This window comes from Micromonospora sp. NBC_00821 (genome assembly GCF_036347035.1).
In the GTDB taxonomy this organism is placed as follows: domain Bacteria; phylum Actinomycetota; class Actinomycetes; order Mycobacteriales; family Micromonosporaceae; genus Micromonospora; species Micromonospora hortensis.
The window spans coordinates 2079564-2098879 of the sequence record NZ_CP108880.1 but is presented as its reverse complement, the minus strand read 5'-3'; the positions used below and the strand labels follow the sequence as shown (position 1 = coordinate 2098879).

Sequence of the window (19316 nt, the reverse complement as noted above, 5' to 3'; positions counted from 1 at the left end):
GCGTGACTTTCAGGTTCCCTTGATTATCCCGTGCTGGGGTCAACGCCCAGAACAGGCTGTGGCCGCCTTGGAAGAGGCACGCCTAATCCTGCGTACGGTACCGCAGCCTCCTGGGTTTCCCCCTGGGGCGACCACCGTGGCTTGGTTCCTCACCTACCAGGACACTATCGACGGTGACGGCGGAAGAGGGTCTGGTGTTCAATGTCTTGACGGCGTGGACGAGGAGGGTTACATATACCAGGTTCGTAATCATTTTTGGGACGCCAGTCCAGGAAAGGTCCTCGTGATCGATAACCTTACTCTGCCTCTGCGGCCTATACTTGTCGGTCTCGCTGGGCTACACGACCCAGGCCGCACTTGGCGGTAACCGCTTCATATTGTCCTGATTTTACTGCCGGGCTGTAGAGCACACCGGGCATTGCGGGACCGTCTCGCCAACGGTGCTTCCAACAATCTTGGCTGGCATGTTTCGGCTAGTGCACAACGGTCATTGAAGGTGATGGCGAAGGCGTTCCAACCTGGGGTTTCAGCGCATCGTCCACCAGGTTCGGCGGTTCCCGGATCGGTTCCAAGGGCCGGGCCACCAGGAACAGACACTGCAACACGGACCGTTCAGTACCCCTATGTCTGCTCTGATAGAGCACTTGAAGAATCCGTCAGCGACGTAGCGTTTGAGGCCGTGCGAGATCTCCCCTTGTTCGGCCGGCGGTGCCGTTGGAGGTGCGCGCGGCGGGTGTCAGCGCCTAGTCTGGTCAAGGCGATCGGGGCAGCATGGCATTTGCCTGGCGGTACGTCGGTGGCGTTCCTACGGCCGGTGGTCGGGCCGCTGGGGTTGAGCCGACGGCACCGGGTTTTGCCTGATGGTCGTTCGGCGGAGCTGACACCGCAGAGGGCTGTCGAGGCCGCTTCGCCGGTCGGCAGCTTTTCGAGCTTGCAGACCTTCGAGGTGAAGTGGCGGAGGCGATCGGCGAGCGTCCGCAGTTGCCCGCACGGGATCAAGTTCGTCGTAGGTCAGCGTGAAACAGTGCGTTGACCTGGACGTGAGTGGTCTTGCCAATTAGTTTTTCTCGCAGAAGAGGCATCCCCGATTGAGAAGTCCGCCCTTGAGCCGCTTCATCGCCTGGGCGCGGGTTCTGACCGCGGAGTCCCCACGAGATTGAGGAGCGGATGGCCTCGACCATGCCGTCGTAACTCTTCGGTGTCACGGTGGCGCTCCGGGCGCGGGGAACAGCACGTCGTTAAGGGAAGCGATGCCGACCTCGCGGATCTCTTCGCGGCCATGGCCTCGGCTGGTCTGCCTGCGCAGGATGGGCACACGTTTCCGCGCAGCGCTGCAGTGCGGCGGCGAGGGTGGTTTCATCGCCCTTGGCGACGATCAGGGTAGCGGGCTGGCGTTACGGATTCGTACCGCGTACCGGGCGGACCCCAATCGCCACCCACCCCTTCAATCGGTCGAGCCCCCCCCCCCCGTGGTCGACCCCGGCACCGAGAGCACGGCCGCGACGCCGGCGGTCGGGCAATGAGCACGGGGCTCTGTGTGGATCTTGAAGTTCGGACACCTTAATGGTCCACGCCTGCCGTGCTCATCACACACTCAGCCATCCAGACGACCAAGGTTCGGCCAAACAGGACTCTTGTGAACTAGCCCGAAGCCTACTTTGTGGATGCCACTGAGCCGTTCGGGTAGGGCGGCTACGGTACAGATGCTCTAGCGTGGACGCATGGATGCCGCGCCCCAGTTGCCGAACACCGAGGAGCTGGTGCATCAGATCCGCTACGCCCTCGCGAGGCTACGAGCGCACAACGGACACCATACGTTCGAGGATCTGTGTCTTGCCTTCACCAAGATCCGTATCTGTCGGGATGTGGTGCCTGCAACCGGGCCGGTGTCCGCGGGCGGTGACCAAGGTCGCGATTTTGAAACGTTCCGGTCTTACATCTCAAAGCACCTGCCCGCAGCCGCTGTTGGACAAGCTCCAGAGGGACCCCTCGTGTTCGCCTGCACGCTTCAGCAAGAGGGCCTCGAGGGAAAGGTAAAGAGCGATGTTGGCAAGGCGGTGGGAGGGGAACCCTTCGCAGGGCTGCACTACTTTTGTGAAGCGAACCTACCTGCCGCTGCACGGCACAAGCTGATCGCCTGGGCGCGCGACACTCATAACATCACCTTGGAGATCCTTGATGGCGAAGCCATCGCCACGAACCTTGCCGATGACGATGTTTACTCGACCGCACGCCAATACCTAAGGCTTCCTGAATTTCTGCGGACACGCGCGTCGGCGCTGCACGACTACCTCACCGCAATTGTTGCGAACGGCCAGACGCACCAGTATTCACCCTGGGTCGGGTTGTCGGCGACGTGGCTGCCCAGCCTGGCAGACATTTTCGAGCCGCCAACACTGGCGCTCCTGCCACCGGGATGCTCGCCCAACAGCGTGACGGATGACGCCTCCCTCCACGTTGGCAGATCGGTTGAGTGGCAACAACTGGTCGACGGCCATCGCCACGTGCTGATCTTCGGTGGGCCCGGAAGCGGCAAGTCGGGCCTGCTCGGCGCTATCGCAATGGACCAGGCCAGGCAGTGGCTCGATGGCGCCGATGTCCCTGCGCCACTCACGTTGCACGCACGGTCGTTTGTCACGAGCATGCCGCTGGACGCTGCGTTGCGGGAGGGCGCCACTCAGCAGCTAGGGACCGCGTTAAGGCAGACGCTGCCCTCGGAACTTTTCGCCCAAGGTCCCGCCGAGGGTCGATCCTGGTTAGTGCTGGTCGACGGTCTCGATGAAATCAGCGACCCCGTCAGCCGTAAGATGGCTATTGAACGCATTACGGCACTGTCGGAGGTTCCGTGGCTGCGGCTGGTTGTTGCAAGCCGACCTCTGCCCAATCTTGACCTAGCCAGAATTCGTTCGATATTCCAAAGTGCCGAGATCCTTCCGCTCGCCGCGGATAGTCGAGACCGGTTGGTCCGGCAGTGGGTTACCCAGATCGGATCCGCTGATCCCGAGGCGGACATTGAAACCGTGCTAACACACCTGCAAAAGCTCGGGAGAAGCGGGTGGGCACGGACGCCGCTGGTGACACACATGCTTTGCGGCCTGTGGGCCGCAGAACCGGAACGGGAACTGCCCCAGGGGCGGGGAACTCTCTATCGGGCGTATCTTAACCTGCTACAGCACAAGGCAAGGGAGGATCATGAGACGCCAACGGAGCTCTCACGGCATGCCCTCGCCCTGCTCAGCGAAGCCTCATACGCACATTTGACGGACCCTAGCGAGCCCGCCTTGCTCGACGTCGCGGTCGTTGCGGCCGGACGGCTGGGCATCGGACCGGTGTCTCACGAGAAGATGTTATGGCAGCGGCTCGTGCACGATGCTCTATGCCGCACCGGGTTGGTCGCAACCGAGGGTCAGCAACTGCGATTCGCCCACATCACGCTCGGAGAGTTCCTGGCCGCTGACCACCTGGCCGTTCTGTTGAAGCGGGAGGACCCAGCAGGGCGGGCGCAGGTATTGCGAGAACTGCTCTACGCCGGGTTTGCCGATCGTAGCGAGATACTGGCCTTCCTCGGTCAAGCTGTACAGGAAGCTGGCCTGTCACCGGATCCACTGGTCGCGGTGCTTTTGGAAGGCAAGCCAGAGGACGGTATGCACCTTCTCTGGCGATGGGAGGACGACGGTTTCGCCCCGGGACCTAGGGCAATTGCGGGGCTGGTGGAGATAGTGAAGGGCTGGTGGACGGAGTCCTCCACACGGGTAGCCGCAGCTCAGACGGTCGGTCACGTCGACACCGAGGAGGCCACACGGCTGCTCTTGGCTGTGGCCGCCAACGCCAACCGTACCGACAGTGCGCGCCCTCGCGTGCTTGCCGAGCTGCGGCGCGCGGGTGGAGAAGTGGAAGCCGCCGCCATCTGGCTAGACCGAATCCTCACAGCATCCGACACAAAGGCCAAGGAGCAGCCGGAGGCTTCCCGGGTGATGGCCGGCAATCACAGCCTGCCCGGCTTGGCGCTGCTGCTGTGTAACCGCCATCTAAAAGATGCCTATCGCGTCGACGCGGCCCTGCGGCTGGATGAGCTCCTGCATAGAGGCGTCCATCGAGATCCGCTAGGCGCCAACGCCCTGTTCGGCGCGGTGGCGGCCCTGGGCGAACTCATGCAACGCGGGCAGAACGGCGTTCGTGGTCTTCTCGGCCGGATTGCTCACGACGCCGCTCTGCCGGTCGCGGTTCAGCGGAGCGCCCGCGCGGAACTCGAACACCCAGGATCGGCCGGCCGCTTCCGATAGACGCCCCGGCACCGGATTAGGCGTCACGAAGCGTCTCCCACAAGCGCATCATTGCGAGGATGGCGAGGATGTCGTCCCGGGACCGCTCCGCCGCCAAGCGTTCGATACCCTTGGCGTGCTGGTCGCCTGCTTCGACGATAATTTCCTGCAGGGTCGACCATAGATCGGGACCGGCAAAGAAATCCTGCCTGTTGTTAGCACGAGCCTGCGCCCGCAAGTCGCCGTTGTCGAGCATTTTGCGCACGACGCTTTCGACCGCCGTAATCTGGTCGCTGTCGGTAAGTCCATCCCCTCGGAAGAGGGCGTTAATCTGCTGCAGTATCGCGCTCCACGGGACCAGGTCGTCCTCACGTGGACTGCGGCCGCCTGCAGCAACTAATGCCGACAACCCTGCCGCTTCGCCCCGCGAGAGGTTGAGGTTGGACTCGGGCTGCTTGTGCAGAGCGTGATGAGTGAGGGTCACATCAGATAGGTCGATGGCTGGCGCGTAGCGCTGGGAATCCTTAAGCACCTGAGCGAGCATCCGTGCGAACAGGGCCCGCTTTTCCAGGTCCACATCAGCGTAGTCGACGATCGAAGACAAGAAGTCGTATGTGCTGACGAAGGTGCGTAGGTCTCGTCGAAAGGTATCGAGCCGATCGGTCTCGTTGGAGTCGTCCACGGCGATAGCCGTCCTATAGGCCGCGTTGAAGCGATCTCGGACCGGACTCAGAGCCGCAGACAGTTTGCCTTGCGTCGGTTTGGACGTGCCGTGGCCGAAGTATGCCCTCGCAGCGGCTTCCACGTCCATTTCACTGAAGAAGCCAGCCCCGTCAAGCTTGTCCCACTGATCGAACACCAGATTGGGGTCGCTGGCCTCCGTGAGCTCTGCGCCTTCGTAATAAGTCTTGAACGCGGCCAGAACGTCTTCAGCTTGATTGGCGAAGTCCAGGACGTATGTGACCTTGCCCGGACAGGTCCGGTTAAGCCTGGACAGCGTCTGCACGGCCTGGACTCCGTCGAGCCGTTTGTCGACATACATCGCACACAGCTGGGGCTGGTCGAATCCAGTCTGGTACTTGTTCGCAACGATCAGAACCTGGAAGTCGGAGCTCTCCAGTGCTTCAGGAATAGTACGGCCTCTGAGCTTCGGGTTCATCGAGGATTCGGTGAACGCTAGAGGCCCGGTCTCACGATCGCTGACCTCGCCAGAGAAAGCGACCAGCGCCGAGACACCGCTGATCTGCCGATCGTGGAGGTACTTATCGACCGCGACTTTGTACCGGACCGCGGACTTGCGTGAGTCCGTCACAATCATCGCTTTGGCATGGCCGTTGATCAACGGAGTCACGTTGGTGCGGAAGTGCTCGACGATGATCGCAACCTTCTGCCCGATGTTGTACGGATGAAGTTTCACCCAGCTCATCAAGGACTTCATCGCTTTGGACTTTTCGACCTTATGCGAATCATAATCTTGGCCGCCGTGCACTAGCCGGAATGCCGTGCGATAGGTCGTGTAGTTGCGCAGCACGTCCAGGATGAAGCCTTCCTCGATGGCCTGCTGCATCGAGTAGAGGTGGAACGGTCGCTTGTCAGTCTCCTGGCCGGTCGACGAGGTGCCGAACAGCTGAACAGTCTTGCCCTTGGGAGTGGCGGTGAACGCGAAGAAGGAGACGTTGGCTAACGTACCGCGACCCTCTAACTCCATACGGACCAGGTCATCAACATCGACCACGCCCTCGCTCTCCGGCCGAACCGCGCCAGACAGCGTCTGGCGGAGCTTGTTCGCTGAGTCCCCAGTCTGGGATGAATGCGCCTCATCCACGATTACCGCGAAGCGCTTACCCTTCAGAGCTCTGGAGGTTCGGATCGCCTCGAGCGCGAATGGCACAGTCTGGATGGTCACGACGATGATCGCGCCGCCAGCCGTCAGAGCCTCCGTCAATGCCTCGGATTTTGAAGAGAACCGCCGGGTGAAATCACTGTCGGTTCCCTGCCCGATCGGCAGTACGACACCACGCTTGTGATCGATCTGATAGATTGCGTCCTGCAACTGATCGTCGAGAACGGTGCGATCGGTGATGACAATGACGGAGTCGAACACCTTCTCCGACTGCTCGTCGTGCAGGGTCGACACTTGATGAGCAAGCCACGCGATCGAGTTGGTTTTGCCTGATCCCGCCGAATGCTGGATCAGGTACCTCTGGCCCGGTCCTTTGGCCTTCGCGTCAGCGAGGAGTTTTGTGACGACGTCATGCTGGTGATAGCGGGGAAACAAGATGGTCGCCGACCGCGTAATACGGCCGGTAACCGCATCCCGGTTGCGGCTTGTTTGGACGTGCATGAACTTGCCCAAGATCTTCAACCATGTGTCTCGTTGCAGGATCTCCTCCCAGAGGTAGGCCGTCGCCGTTCCAGCCGCGTTGGGTGGGTTCCCGGCGTGATGGCCGTTACCGCGGTTGAAGGGCAGAAACCGGGACCTATCCCCATCGAGCTTCGTGGTCGTGAAAACCGCGCTGTTGTCCACCGCGAAATGCACCAGGGCTCGGTGCCCGAACGACAACAGTGGCTCCCTCGTGCCGGTCTCCGGGTCGATTGGTAGTCGATCACGCTTGTACTGTGAGACTGCAGCGTGGACATCCTGGACGAATTCAGATTTTAGTTCCGCTGTAGCTACCGGCAGCCCGTTGACGAAGAACACCAGATCAATACTGTCGGTTTTGCTGACCGAATATCGCACTTGACGCATCACACGTAAACGGACCTTACCGTAGCGCTCCGACGTAGTCGGGTTCATCGTGTCAGCAGGCTTGAACTGGCATAGATCCATCTGCTTTATGTGCTTGAATCCGTGGCGCAATGCCGACAACGTACCACCGGCGGCACTTAGTGGCCGGTCAAGTGAATCGGCCAGCCGGTCAAGCAGGCGAATGCGCTCCCTGTCCGTGCGAGCTACAGCTTCGAGGGCTTCGGGCTGCGTGTTCTCGAGCCAGCTGAACAAGTCCTCGGGAAAGAGTGCTCGCTGCTTGTCGTAGCCGTCGTCGTTAGGCGAGTAAAACCAATCATGAGACGACAGATGGTCGCAAATCTCGGCTTCAAGATTTTGTTCGTGATGCAATGCCACAACTTAGCTGCCTTCGCGATACGTCGCTATGTCAACTTGCCCTGTTACGCATGCCGCGATCCACCCTCGTCGCCGCTCCTTCATGACCCCGATCAGCTGGCGAGTCTTATCGAGCAGTGTGTCGATACGCCTTGTCTCGATATCTAGGCGGTCAGCAATAACACGTTGCTCATCGACCGTCGGTATCGGGATAGGGAAATTGCCTACACTGGTCGAGTTGGTTGACGCAAGGTTCGTCGTCCTCTTTGCGGTAGCCCGAAAGTACCGGCGACCAGTGTCGGACTCCAGAAGATAGACCAAAAATCTGTTAATTAGGCTCGGGTGACAGCGCACTGCGAAAATGTGGTTCTGGTGGACGCATGGGTCTATCTGCCCTTCCCAGATGCATCCGCGGCCAAGTTTATCAATATCGCCACCTTCGGTCATTAAAACATCGCCGGGTCTCAGCAGATAATTGGCAAGGTCACCGGGATTAAGTGCAACCTCTTTAACCTCAGCTAGATCGACGTAACCGGTCTGTACGTTCGCGACCCGCAAATACGGATACCTGCTCGCCTCTGCGTCCAGAGTTTTACCCAACGTCACACCGGTCTGAATCTCGGCGTGATACTTCAGTCGAGACTGCTGCGTCCCGCCCTGAATAAGTTCAGCGATTGCTTCGGTGATCAGAGATGCACGATGCTCAAGAAGCGTGGTTACCAAGCATTGCTGCTTCGTAATGATGGCGTCGATCTTTGCAGTCTCTTGAACCAAAAAATTCGCGATCGCTTGTTGCGCTTTGATTGGGGGGAGCCATACCGGAAGAATACGTAGACCGTCGTTATCGATCTCGACCTGGTTAGGACGGACACCGCGCGACAGACGCAAATACTCGACAGTATAGACATCGGACCGCAGAAGCCAGTTTAGAAATCGGGCATTCTCATGGTGCTTAGGACGAAAACATACGTAATGCCCTGAAATGATGCCCCGATATGACGAAATCCCTACGGATCCTTGCCACGCCTTCATTCGATTGATGACTAACCACCCGCGGTCGACGAGTTGGTAGATCTCCCGGTTTTCAGCGGTCTTATTACCATTGTCGCTTCTGCTATCTTTCTTCACAATCCCGTAATCACGGTAAACGCTGAGCATCTCTTCGTCGGGATGCCCCACGTCCTTGACGCGATCAAAAAGTGACCATAAAGGGACTGCTCGCCACGCCTCGGGCCAGTCGATCGAACCGAGAACACTCATGATTCGATCTCAGCGAAGAGGGTCTGGATCTCACCGATAAGACGCCTAACGTCGGCGTCAATATCTTCCAGGTTCCGAGGTGAGACGTATTCGTAGAAGTGGCGGTTGAACGGAATCTCGTAACCTATTCTCGTCTTGGACTCATCAATCCACGCTTCAGGGACGTGTGGTTTAATTTCGCGGAGAAAATGCTCGGATATATCCTCGCCCAATGGAACGTTTTCGGTGTCGCGCAACTTGGGGTCGGGCTCCGCGTTGCCCTTCGCGTCCCTACAAATCTCCGCAGACTCGTCCCGCTCGGCCATGCTCCCCAGCAGTACCTTGCGAACAGGGGCGCTCACTCTGACGCCCACCTCGCGGAGAGATTTGTCCAAGAGCGCACTGAAAGCGGGTCGATCTTTGGTTATCTGTTCCAGAATGAGCGGCTCGAGGGCGTTCCGCAACTGGCCTCTTGTCTCCTTGTCAAGTTTTTCAACTGCTGGATTGTTGAGTGCCGATTCGATGCGCGCCATCGTCACTTGGAATGACAGCCTGAGCGGGCGCTCGATCGTGATCGTATGGTAGCCGAAGGCCTTGTTCTCGAAAACCTTGGATCGCTTGTCATCCACACTGAGGATGGCATACAGCCTCACGATGGTCTCAATATCCGTGTCGGAAAGTGCCTTTCGCTTGTTCCCCAAAGACTTGCGCATCTTTACGAACATCTGAGATGCGTCGATGAGCTGAACCCTGCCGCGGCGCTCCTCAGGCTTATGCCGGTCTAGAACCCAGATGTAGGTAGCGATCCCGGTGTTGTAGAACATATCCGTCGGCAAAGCAATGATCGCATCAAGAAGATCGGATTCAATAACCCAGCGCCTGATTTCGGACTCACCTGAACCAGCTTTGCCCGTAAACAGTGGGGAGCCATTGAGCACGATGGCTGCTCGGCCGCGAGTTTGGTCAGGATCGACCGGCCGCATCTTCGAGATCAGATGGAGCAGGAACAGCATCGAGCCGTCCGAGACGGACGGTAGCCCGGCACCAAATCGACCGTTGACGCCCATCATATGCTCTTTGCGGACCTCGCGTTCGGCGGTCTTCCATTCGACGCCGAATGGCGGATTCGACAAGCAGTAGTGGAACACCTTGCCGGCATGCTGGTCATCTGTGAGAGTGTTCCCGAGCGCTATGGCGTTGACGTCCTGGCCCTTGATGACCATGTCGGCTTTACAGACGGCGTACGAACTAGGATTGACTTCTTGGCCGGCCATCCTCAACCGCGCAGTCGGGTTCTGCAGCCGCAGGTGCTCGTCCATCACTGAGAGCATGCCGCCCGTGCCTGCCGTAGGGTCATACACTGTGCGGATGATGTCAGCCCTGCTAGTAGCCTCCTCGTCACCCACGAGGAGCAAATCGACCATGAGCGCGATGACCTCTCGTGGCGTAAAGTGCTCCCCGGCGGTCTCGTTAGACGCCTCGGCGAACTTGCGGATCAGTTCCTCGAATACGGAGCCCATCTCGGTGTTGCTGACGTTTTCGGGACGCAGGTCGAGTGCCGCGAACCGCTGCAGGATTAGGTAGAGGGCGTTGGCGCTGTCCAGGCGCTGAATCTGCTCTTCGAACTTGAACTGCGTGAAGACGTCTCGAATGTTGTCGCTAAACCCATCGAGATAGCTCAGAAGGTTAGCCTTGGCGTTGGCACTGTCGCCGGTGAGCGAAGTGATCGTGTACTGCGATGTGTTGTAGAACTTGTAACCGGACTTCTTGCGCAGCCTGACATCTAGAATATCAGCGCTTGTCTTGTCCCTAGATGCTAGCCACTCCTCGTGGACTGCCTTCTGCGTCGGGGCCAAGACGCAGTCGAGCCGTCGCAGGATGGTCATCGGGAGAACCACATCGCCGTACTCTTTTGGCTTGTATGGCCCCCGGAGCAAGTTGGCAATGGCCCAGATGAAGTTGGCGTCTGGCTTTGACACGGCTGACAAGCCCTCCGGCGGCTGGTAGCTCGGATCGTTCCCACGGCAGCGCACCCAGAAAGAAGATCCGACATATCGACAGTTCATTGCCAGCCTAGCCGCAGTCGCGGAGACTCGCGGTGCCGGGACTGCCCATGATTTCGAGGCCGGAACGAACCTGTCGGGCCTAGGACGCGAGCGCCCAGCGATGATCACGGGTGCGCTTATCGGAACAAGCCTCGCAAATCTCCCGCTCGGGCGCTGGCCCGAGGCAGAGAAGTACGGGACCGATGCCTATCCACTTGCTCTGCACGAAGAGGGACGGAAGTAGACGGACAGGGTGAATACACCGTTAACCGCCACCGCAGGCCTACGACGCCACCGCCGGACGACACGAGCAACGCTGGCGTTCACTCGGGAGTAGCCGTGGCCAGAGGAGGCGGCCGACGTGGGTATTTTGCGGACGCCCGACTGGACCTGCCTCACGGCGGACACATTCCTCCGCTTACCAGCGGACGTCGACCTATCAAGGGTGGGGTGCAGCGGCGCCTCGCATCTTTGATGGCGGGTCGGATCCGGCTATCGCCTCTAGCCTCACGGGTCTGTTTTCGACGAGGTGGAAGTGTGTCGTCGGAGCTCGTCTGTGAAGGCTGCCCAAGCCCTAGATGCGGCACGAGGGCCCTGGGCCGGGCCCTGCAATCGGCGGATGTGACAGCGACCTCACGACCTGCCGGGTTAGGGTCACAGACTCCCGGACCTGACTCCGCCGACGAACGCCGTCCGCCTCGAGGTGTTCACCACCAGGATGCGACCAAACGGGTCCTTGAAAATTGCGGATGTCAACCGCAAGCGGAGTCAGTGCGAATTAGACACACTCAGAGCGCGTTTCACATTGCTGTCAGTCGGGTGTGTTGAAGGTGCGGCGTTGTTGGCGGGTGGCGGGTTCGCCTCGGGTGAGGCGGCGGAGCATGCCGCCGAGGGCGGCCCATCGGATCATGGCCTCTGACGTTGCGCGGTGGGTTTCGTAGTCGCGGGCCAGGCGGCGGTGAGCGGTGATCCAGGCCAGGGTCCGCTCCACGACCCAGCGGCGGGGGTGCACGACGAACCCTTGTTGGTCGGCGGGTTTGCGGACGATCTCGACGGTGGTGCGTAGCAGGTCGCGGGCCCAGTCGACGAGGCGGCCGGCGAAGCCGGTGTCGGCGAAGACGTGCCGGATGGGGGTGGCTGCGTAGGTGGCGAGCAGGGCTCCTTTGGCGCCGTCGCGGTCCTGCCAGGACGCGGCGAGGACCCAGACGGTGACCAGCAGTCCGAGGGTGTCGGTGACGATGAACCGCTTCCGGCCGTTGATCTTCTTGCCGGCGTCGTAGCCGCGGGTAGCGCGGGGCACGGTGTCGGCGCCCTTCACGCTCTGCGAGTCGATGATCCCCGCCGTCGGCTCTGGCTCGCGGCCGTGAGCCACCCGGATCTCCTCGCGTAGTTCGGTCAGGATCCGCTCGGTCACACCCCGACTGTTCAGGCGCGTGAAGTGCGCGTACACGGTCTGCCAGGGCGGGAAGTCGACCGGCAGGTACCGCCACGCGCAACCGGTACGCACCACGTACAAGATGGCGTCGATGACGGCCCGGCGGGCGTGCTTCTCTGGTCTGCCCATCCACTGCGGCGACGGCAGCATCGACGCGATGATCTCCCACTCGGCGTCGGTCAGGTCAGATGGGTACCGCCGCACTCGATCCATGCCTGTCTACCGACCGAGCTACATCCATCGATCGGACCCGCTGTGCGACACACCCGACCGACCCACAAACCAAACGCGCTCTCAGCATTCCCGTTCAACCTGCGGGTGCTCCGTCGCCAGGCTGCGCGGTTCAGAAGTTGCGGTCCATGCTGTCACCTTCCCAGGAGTTGCTCGGACTCGTTCGAGGTCCATCGAAGTGCTGCCGGCGCGGCCAGGACGCCGCAGACCACAGTTGTTGACGAGCGCTGGCGAAGGCGGGCACGCGCACGAGGCTGTACGCCGAAGCCCTCATGACGCTGCCGGCGCCGATATCCGGACGGAGGCGTTCGACGATCGAGTCACCATCGGGCTACCTTGTGGCCGGCCCTGGTCTGCTACCTCGGTCACTGCTCCCACTCTGCTCCCAATGTAAGCGGCACAAATGGCCAAGCCCGTTACCGACTACTGCGGCAACGGGCTTCTGACCTGCGCAAACTGAGAGTGGGCGATGCTGGTATCGAACCAGCGACCTCTTCGGTGTGAACGAAGCGCTCTCCCACTGAGCTAATCGCCCTCAGCGCCACTGACTCTACCCGATCGTGGAACCGGACCGGAAATCCGGGGTCAGTGGGTCGCGAGGTAGTGCATCGCCTCGGCCACCACGTCGATGCCGAGGCTGTACTTGAGGGACAGCCAGACCACCGTGGCCACGAAGACCAGGCCGACAGAGCCGAGCACGATTCGCACCAGCAGCGACTGTCTCGTTACCCAGCGTGTCCATCCGTGGACGTGGCGGCGGGTGAAGCCGAGCAGCCGGCGCGCCCAGTGGTATTCGACGGCCCAGATGCCCAGGCCGGCGATCACCAGCAGCCAGCCGGGCCCCGGGAGCGGGATGAGGGCGATGCCGATGGTCACCACCAGCGCCCCGGCGATCGCGATGAAGATCTTGAGTGCGATCCGGCCGGTGGGGTTGGCGCGGATGAGGTCGAGGGTCAGCGAGATCCGCTCACGCCAGCGAGGACGACGCGGCGGGTCCTGCACCGCGACTCCACCACCACGACCAGCACCGGCATCGCTGCCGCGACCAGCACCGCTGCCGCCGCCACCATCGGTGCCATCACCACCGGGACGACCGGCGTCGGACGCCGGCCGACCGGCCCGCTCGGGTTGCTCCATCGGCACTCCGTACCCCCGCTTTTCGGCTGCTCGGACCGCGACGTTCGGCGGGCCGGGCGCCGCCGCCGGATCCACTGAGGATTGCTTCGTCACCATTTCACCCCCCAGTGTCGCTCGGGCCCGTCACTGCAACGGCCGACTGGACGTTACCGGAGTAAGTCGACGACTGAGCCACCCGATACCGGGCGGGATCACGCACTGGGCAGAACCGGAAATCCTACATGAATGCTCACATTCACGCGGCCTTTCCGTCCCCCTTCCCACCACTGGGTGAAGTCAGCGTATGGCGGAGCGTAGCCAGGAGTAGCACCTGAGTATGGGAAAAGCGGGACACGCGCGTTCCGCAGCGGTGCCGGGGGGAGAACGTCCATGAGTGTCATCCGACCGACGACCGTAGAGGTCGAGACGTCGCTAAGGCTCGTCGCACCTGACGCCACCGCCTTGCCGGTGCGTGCCAGTCTGCGTTACGACCCTGCTGACCCGTATGCGGTCCATGTCCTGTTCCATGCCGAATCGGCAGGGGGCGAGGCGGTGAGTTGGTCGTTCGCTCGCGAACTTCTGGTCACCGGCCTGGACGAGCCGGCCGGCATCGGGGATGTGCGGGTCTGGCCCTGGGCCACACCGCGCGGCGACTTCGTCGCGCTGGCCCTCTCGTCACCGGACGGCAACGCCCTCTTCGAGGTGCCGCGCAGCGTCCTGGTGCGTTTCCTTCGACGGACCTACGTCGTCGTCCCGCGCGGCCGTGAGGCCGAGCACCTGGACGTCGACACGGCGGTGAACCGGCTGCTCGCCGGTCGCTGACCGCCCGAACCTGCAACACCGGCCATACCGGGGCCGCGCGGATCTGCCGAGTCCGCGCGGCCCCGGCACACACCCAGGAAGTACGCGCACAGCGCTCCCCGGGTCGGCCGGTGCTCAGCCGTGCGTGGTGATGCCGCCGTCGACGGGAATGACCGCCCCGGTGAGGTATGCGCCGGCGCGCGACGAGAGGTAGATGGCGGTGCCGGCCATGTCCTCGGGGCGCCCGATGCGGCCCAGCGGCACCTGCTGCTCGATGGCGGCCCGGCTCGCCGGGTCGTCGAGCGCGAACGCCATCATCTTGCTCTCGAACGGGCCGGGCGCGATCGCGTTGACGGTGATCTGCTCACCGGCGAGCTGGTGGGCGAGGCTGCGGGTGATCATGTGCACGGCCGATTTGGTGGCCGAGTACGCGTACACCTCCATCATCGGCACCCGGATGCCGTCGATCGACCCGATGTTGATCACGCGGGCCGGGTCCTCGGCGCTGGCGGCGGCGCGTAACGCCGGCAGCAGCGCCGTGGTGAGTCGGAAGACGGCCTTGACGTTGACCGCCCAGAGCTTGTCGAACGCGGCCTCGGGGTAGTCCTCCAGCGGTGCGCCCCAGGTCGCGCCGGCGTTGTTGACCAGCACGTCGAGGCGACCGAAGCGCTCGCGTACGGCGGCGGCCAACGCCTCGGCGCCGGCGTTGTCGCTCAGGTCGGCGGGGATTGCCTCGCAGCGGCCCTCGGCGGACAGGGTGGTGGCGACCGCCTCGCAGACGTCCGCCTTGCGCGACGAGATGATCACGTGTGCGCCGGCCCGGACGAAGCCCTGAGCGATCATCAGCCCTATCCCCCGTGAGCCGCCGGTGACCAGGACCGTCTTACCTTCGACCGAGAACAGCTGCGTCATGCCCATCCCATCGCGAGTCGGCGGGTGCCGCCGGCCGGTCGGGTGACCGGCGGATGCCGGGTGGACCGCTGACCGACGGCGCTACCGCCGGGTAACGTAGCCCGGCCGCCGGGACCGCGACAAGCCCGCAGCTTGCCGCGGATTCCGCTGCGACCGTCGATCGGGATGCGGTGACCTGCGGTTCGGGCTACCGTCGCAGGCGATGGTCTCCACCGATCCCTCCCCCGCGCCATCGATCGGAACGGCGTCTCCGGTCACCGACGAGATAGCCACGTTCGCGCTGGCCGATCTTGCCGGTGCCCCGGGCTGGCGTCGGCCGGTGATCGTCGAGCGGGAGCTGTTGATTCTCACCACGCGTGGGCACGGCGACGCGGAACTCGACTTCCACCTGCTGCCGTGCCGGCCCGGCACGCTGTTGCGGGTCCGCCCCGGCCAGGTGCTGCGCTGCGCCGGCCCCCAGTTCGACGCCACAGTGGTCGCCTGGGAGCCCGAGGCGCTGCACGGCTTCGACGTCGACCTGACCACGACAGCGACCTGGCGGCAGTTGGCCGGTGAGGACGAGGACGCGGTGATCAGCGAGGTGAGCCAGTTGGCGGTGGACTGTCGGCGGCACCCCGACAGCCCGACCGCCCGCGCGCTGCTCCGGCATCAACTGGCGGTGCTGCTGCTCCGGCTGGCAGTGGCCCACGACGACCGGTCGCCGTCCCGCCCCGAGGACGAGACGTTCCACAGGTTCCGCAGCGAGGTGGAACACGGCTACCCGCACACCCGACGGGTGGAGGACTACGCGGCCGAACTCGGCTGCTCGGTGCGGACCCTGACCCGGGCCTGCCTGGCCGTCACCGGTCGTAGCGCCAAACAGGTCATCGACGAGCGGGTCGCGTTGCAGGCCAGCCGGTTACTGGCCGCGACGGATCAGCCGATCGCCCAGATCGGCCGGCGGCTCGGCTTCTCCGAACCCACGAACTTCGGCCGCTTCTTCACCCGCGAGATCGGGGTCAGCCCGGGCGCGTTCCGGGCCGCCCGGGATCAACCGGTGGCCGGCCGGGTGGTCCGACCTCGACCGCCGGCCGAGTCGACGGGCGTCAACGGCGGTTGGTTCCGCCCCGGCACCCCGGGCGAACCCGCAAACGGCGGGCACGCCACGAGACCCGGACCGCCCGCCGGAGGGCCCGGCGGCACCGGGCGGGCATGATGGCACTGTGCAGATCTCCGCGCGCGGCGACTACGCGGTACGGGCGGCGTTGAGCCTCGCCACCGCGTACCCCTCGCTGCTGTCCACCCAGGCCATCGCCGCGGAGCAGGACATGCCCCGCAAGTTCCTGGAGGCGGTCCTGGCGGATCTGCGCCGGGCCGGCATCGTCCGCGCCCAACGTGGCGCCGAGGGCGGCTACACCCTCGCGCGTCCACCACGCGAGGTGACAGTCGGCGCGGTGCTGCGCGCCGTCGAAGGCCCACTTGCCGGGGTACGCGGGCTGCGCCCCGAGGAAACCCGGTACGAGGGTTCGGCGGAGAACCTGCCCGGCCTGTGGGTGGCCGTGCGCGCCGCCGTGCGGCGGGTCGTCGACGAGGTGAGCCTCGCCGAGATCGTCAGCGGTCGACTGCCCGCTCACGTCCGCAAGCTCACCGCACTGCCCGACGCGTGGGAGCCGCGCTGACCTCGGGTCGGCTCACAGCGCCCACACCACCTCCTCGGTGCTGAGCCGGGGCAGCCGCCGATCCCAGGCGTCCGGGCCGGGGCGGCCCAGGTTGAGCAGCAGCAGCGCCTCGTGCCGGCCGTCGGGGAAGAACTCCCGGCTAACCCCTGCCGCGTCGAACCCGGCCATCGGGCCGGCGGCCAGCCCGGCGGCCCGTACGCCCACCAGCAGGTAGCCGATCTGGAGGGTCGCGCTGAAGCGGGCCTGCTCGGCGCGGGACGGGCGGTCGCTCAGCCAGTCGCGGGCCTGCGGCCGGTGCGGATACAGCTCCGGCAGCCGTTCGTGGAAGTCCACGTCGGCGGCGAGCACCGCCACCAGTGGCGCCGTGGCCGTCTTCGCCCTGTTGCTCGACGAGACGTACGGCAACAGCCGCGCCCGCGCCGCCGCCGAACGGAGCAGCAACACCCGCAACGGCTGACCGTTGTACGCCGTCGGCCCGTACCGGATCAGGTCGTGGATCGCCGCGACCTGGGCGTCGGTGACCGGCTCGTCGGTGAACGTGTTGGCCGTGCGGGCCGCCCGGAACAGCAGGTCCTGGGCGGCCCGGTCCAACGCGAGCAGATCGGCCGTGGTGACTGCGCTCACGGGGAGACGGCGGTGGTGTAGCCGCCCCGGTGGTGGACCAGTGGCGCGCCGTCGCCACAGTCGCCGAGCGCCAGCGGCTCGGCGATCACCAGCGTGTGGTCGCCGGCCGGGACCCGGTGCACCACCCGGCAGAGCAGCCGGGCCAGCACCCCGTCGAGCAGCGGCACCCCGAACGGTCCCGACGTCCAGTCCGGGTACGCGGCGAACCGGTCGATGCCACTGGTCGCGAAGACCGTGGCGGCCTCCCGCTGCCCGGCGCCCAGCAGGTGCACGGCGACGTGCTCGGCGCGGGCGAGCACCGGCCAACTCGACGACGCCACCCCGAGGCAGAACGAGACCAACGGTGGGTCCAGCGACACCGACGTGAACGACGTCGCGGTAAAGCCCGCCCGGATGGGCGCGCCGATCCCACCCAGGCAGGTGGGGTCGGTGGCGCGGGCGACAGCGGTGACCACCGTGACGCTGCTGGCCTGCCGCCGCAGCAGAGCGCGGAACAGGTCCCGGTTCACCGGTCGCAGCTCGGCGACGTCCGCCGAGGGGCGCTCCACGGTGGTCACGCCGGCACCAGGGCCGACGCGGCGTACGCACTGGCCGGTCGGGGCAGGCCGTAGTGCTCGCGCAGCGTCCGACCGGTGTACTCGGCGCGGAACAGCCCCCGGGAGCGCAACACCGGCACCACGTGGTCGACGAAGTCGACGAGCCCACCGGGCAGGTGCGGCGGCATGATGTTGAACCCGTCGGCCGCGCCCTGGGTGAACCACAACTCGATCTGGTCGGCGATCTGCTCCGGCGTACCGGCGACGACCCGGTGACCCCGGCCGCCGCCGAGTCGGCCGATCAGCTGGCGGATGGTGAGCTGCTCCCGGCGGGCCAGCTCGGTGACGAGCTGATAGCGGCTCTGGTGAGCCTGCACGGTGCCGGCGGCCGGCAGCTCCGGCAGCGGCCCGTCCAGCGGCAGGCCGGTCAGGTCGATGCCGAGCATCCCGGAGAGCTGGGCAAGGGCGTACTCGGGGACGATCAGCTCCTCCAGCTCGGCGGCGAGCGCCAGCGCCTCGGCTTCGGTGCCGCCGATCACCGGCGCGATGCCGGGAAGGACCTTCACCAGCTCCGGGTCGCGGCCGGCGGCGGTGACCTGCCGGCGCAGCTCGGCGTAGAAGCTCTGCCCGTCGGCGAGGGTCTGCTGCGCGGTGAAGACCGCCTCGGCGTAGCGAGCGGCGAAGGCAATCCCGTCCGGCGACGAGCCGGCCTGCACCAGCAGCGGTCGGCCCTGCGGCCCCCGGGGAATGTTCAGCGGGCCACGGACCTGGAACTCCGGCCCGCGGTGCGCCACCTCGTGCACCCGGTCGGTGTCGGCGAACACCCCGGCTGTGGTGTCGAAGACCAGCGCGTCGTCCTCCCAGCTGTCCCAGAGCTTGACCGCCACGTCCACGAACTCGGCGGCCCGCCGGTAACGGTCGGCGTGTTCGGGGTGGCTGTCCCGGTTGAAGTTGACCGCCTCCCGCTCCTGGGCGGAGGTGACGATGTTCCAGCCGGCCCGACCGCCGCTGAGGTGGTCGAGCGAGGCGAACTTGCGGGCGACGTGGAACGGCTCGTTGTAGGTGGTGGAGACCGTCGCGATGAGACCGATGTGTTCGGTCACCGCGGCGAGCGACGCGAGCAGGGTCAGCGGTTCGAAGACGGCCTGGATGTTGTGTCGGGGGTTCGGGCCCACCGAGAGACCGTCGGCGAGGAAGAGCGAGTCGAGGGTGCCGCGTTCGGCGATCCGCGCCAGCTCCTGGAAGTGCCGTACGTCGGTGACCCGACGCGGGTCGGTGCGGGGGTGCCGCCAGGCGGCCTCGTGATGGCCGACGCCCATCAGGAACGCGTTGAGGTGCAGGGTGCGGGTCATTG

At 64.3% G+C, this 19316-nt stretch carries 13 protein-coding genes and 1 tRNA gene; 4 read left to right on the top strand and 10 right to left on the bottom strand.

Annotation, left to right across the window (positions count from 1 at the left end; all coding sequences use genetic code 11):
- Positions 1-1721 precede the first annotated feature (1721 nt).
- Positions 1722-4283: an NACHT domain-containing protein gene (locus OHB44_RS09700; RefSeq protein WP_330440444.1), complete on the top strand. Its 2562-nt coding sequence runs from the start codon at positions 1722-1724 to the stop codon at positions 4281-4283.
- 16 nt (positions 4284-4299) lie between these two features.
- On the opposite strand, the gene OHB44_RS09695 is transcribed toward OHB44_RS09700, so the two are convergent.
- From OHB44_RS09695 to OHB44_RS09670, 6 genes are all read right to left on the bottom strand, one after another.
- A complete protein-coding gene (locus tag OHB44_RS09695) occupies positions 4300-7386 on the bottom strand; it encodes a type I restriction endonuclease subunit R (RefSeq protein ID WP_330440442.1) in 3087 nt (1028 codons plus the stop codon).
- A gap of 3 nt (positions 7387-7389) precedes the next feature.
- On the bottom strand, positions 7390-8625 hold the full coding sequence (locus OHB44_RS09690) for a restriction endonuclease subunit S (protein ID WP_330440441.1): 1236 nt from the start codon (positions 8623-8625) through the stop codon (positions 7390-7392).
- Positions 8622-10583 (bottom strand): type I restriction-modification system subunit M, encoded by a 1962-nt coding sequence (locus tag OHB44_RS09685; protein WP_330440440.1) that lies wholly within the window; start codon positions 10581-10583, stop codon positions 8622-8624. Before OHB44_RS09685 ends, OHB44_RS09690 begins: the two co-directional genes overlap by 4 nt.
- Positions 10584-11460: 877 nt before the next feature.
- On the bottom strand, positions 11461-12297 hold the full coding sequence (locus tag OHB44_RS09680; RefSeq protein WP_330440439.1) for an IS5 family transposase: 837 nt from the start codon (positions 12295-12297) through the stop codon (positions 11461-11463).
- A gap of 481 nt (positions 12298-12778) precedes the next feature.
- Positions 12779-12850 (bottom strand) — tRNA-Val (locus tag OHB44_RS09675).
- Positions 12851-12900: 50 nt separating this feature from the next.
- Positions 12901-13527: a PGPGW domain-containing protein gene (locus OHB44_RS09670; RefSeq protein WP_442932693.1), complete on the bottom strand. Its 627-nt coding sequence runs from the start codon at positions 13525-13527 to the stop codon at positions 12901-12903.
- 294 nt (positions 13528-13821) lie between these two features.
- On the opposite strand from OHB44_RS09670, the gene OHB44_RS09665 reads away from it, so the two are divergent.
- Entirely contained in the window at positions 13822-14253 is a 432-nt protein-coding gene (locus tag OHB44_RS09665; RefSeq protein ID WP_007457244.1) for an SsgA family sporulation/cell division regulator, read from the top strand.
- Between the two features lie 114 nt (positions 14254-14367).
- Here OHB44_RS09665 and OHB44_RS09660 read toward each other — a convergent pair whose 3' ends face one another.
- Positions 14368-15144: a glucose 1-dehydrogenase gene (locus tag OHB44_RS09660; RefSeq protein WP_330440392.1), complete on the bottom strand. Its 777-nt coding sequence runs from the start codon at positions 15142-15144 to the stop codon at positions 14368-14370.
- A 202-nt stretch (positions 15145-15346) separates the two neighbouring features.
- Here OHB44_RS09660 and OHB44_RS09655 point away from each other — a divergent pair, with 202 nt between their 5' ends.
- Positions 15347-16339: a helix-turn-helix transcriptional regulator gene (locus tag OHB44_RS09655; protein ID WP_330440391.1), complete on the top strand. Its 993-nt coding sequence runs from the start codon at positions 15347-15349 to the stop codon at positions 16337-16339.
- Positions 16340-16346: 7 nt separating this feature from the next.
- A complete protein-coding gene (locus OHB44_RS09650) occupies positions 16347-16802 on the top strand; it encodes an RrF2 family transcriptional regulator (protein WP_030333674.1) in 456 nt (151 codons plus the stop codon).
- A 12-nt stretch (positions 16803-16814) separates the two neighbouring features.
- On the opposite strand, the gene OHB44_RS09645 is transcribed toward OHB44_RS09650, so the two are convergent.
- The 3 genes from OHB44_RS09645 to OHB44_RS09635 are packed head-to-tail and all read right to left on the bottom strand — an operon-like array spanning position 16815 to position 19314.
- On the bottom strand, positions 16815-17426 hold the full coding sequence (locus OHB44_RS09645) for a malonic semialdehyde reductase (protein WP_238686575.1): 612 nt from the start codon (positions 17424-17426) through the stop codon (positions 16815-16817).
- Positions 17423-17983, bottom strand: coding sequence for a flavin reductase family protein (locus OHB44_RS09640; protein WP_330440384.1), 561 nt, complete (start codon positions 17981-17983; stop codon positions 17423-17425). The genes OHB44_RS09645 and OHB44_RS09640 overlap by 4 nt, the downstream gene beginning before the upstream one ends.
- The gene (locus OHB44_RS09635; protein ID WP_330440383.1) at positions 17980-19314 is read right to left on the bottom strand and encodes an LLM class flavin-dependent oxidoreductase; all 1335 of its coding nucleotides are present in this window, start codon (positions 19312-19314) and stop codon (positions 17980-17982) included. Before OHB44_RS09635 ends, OHB44_RS09640 begins: the two co-directional genes overlap by 4 nt.
- Between the last annotated feature and the right edge of the window lie 2 nt (positions 19315-19316).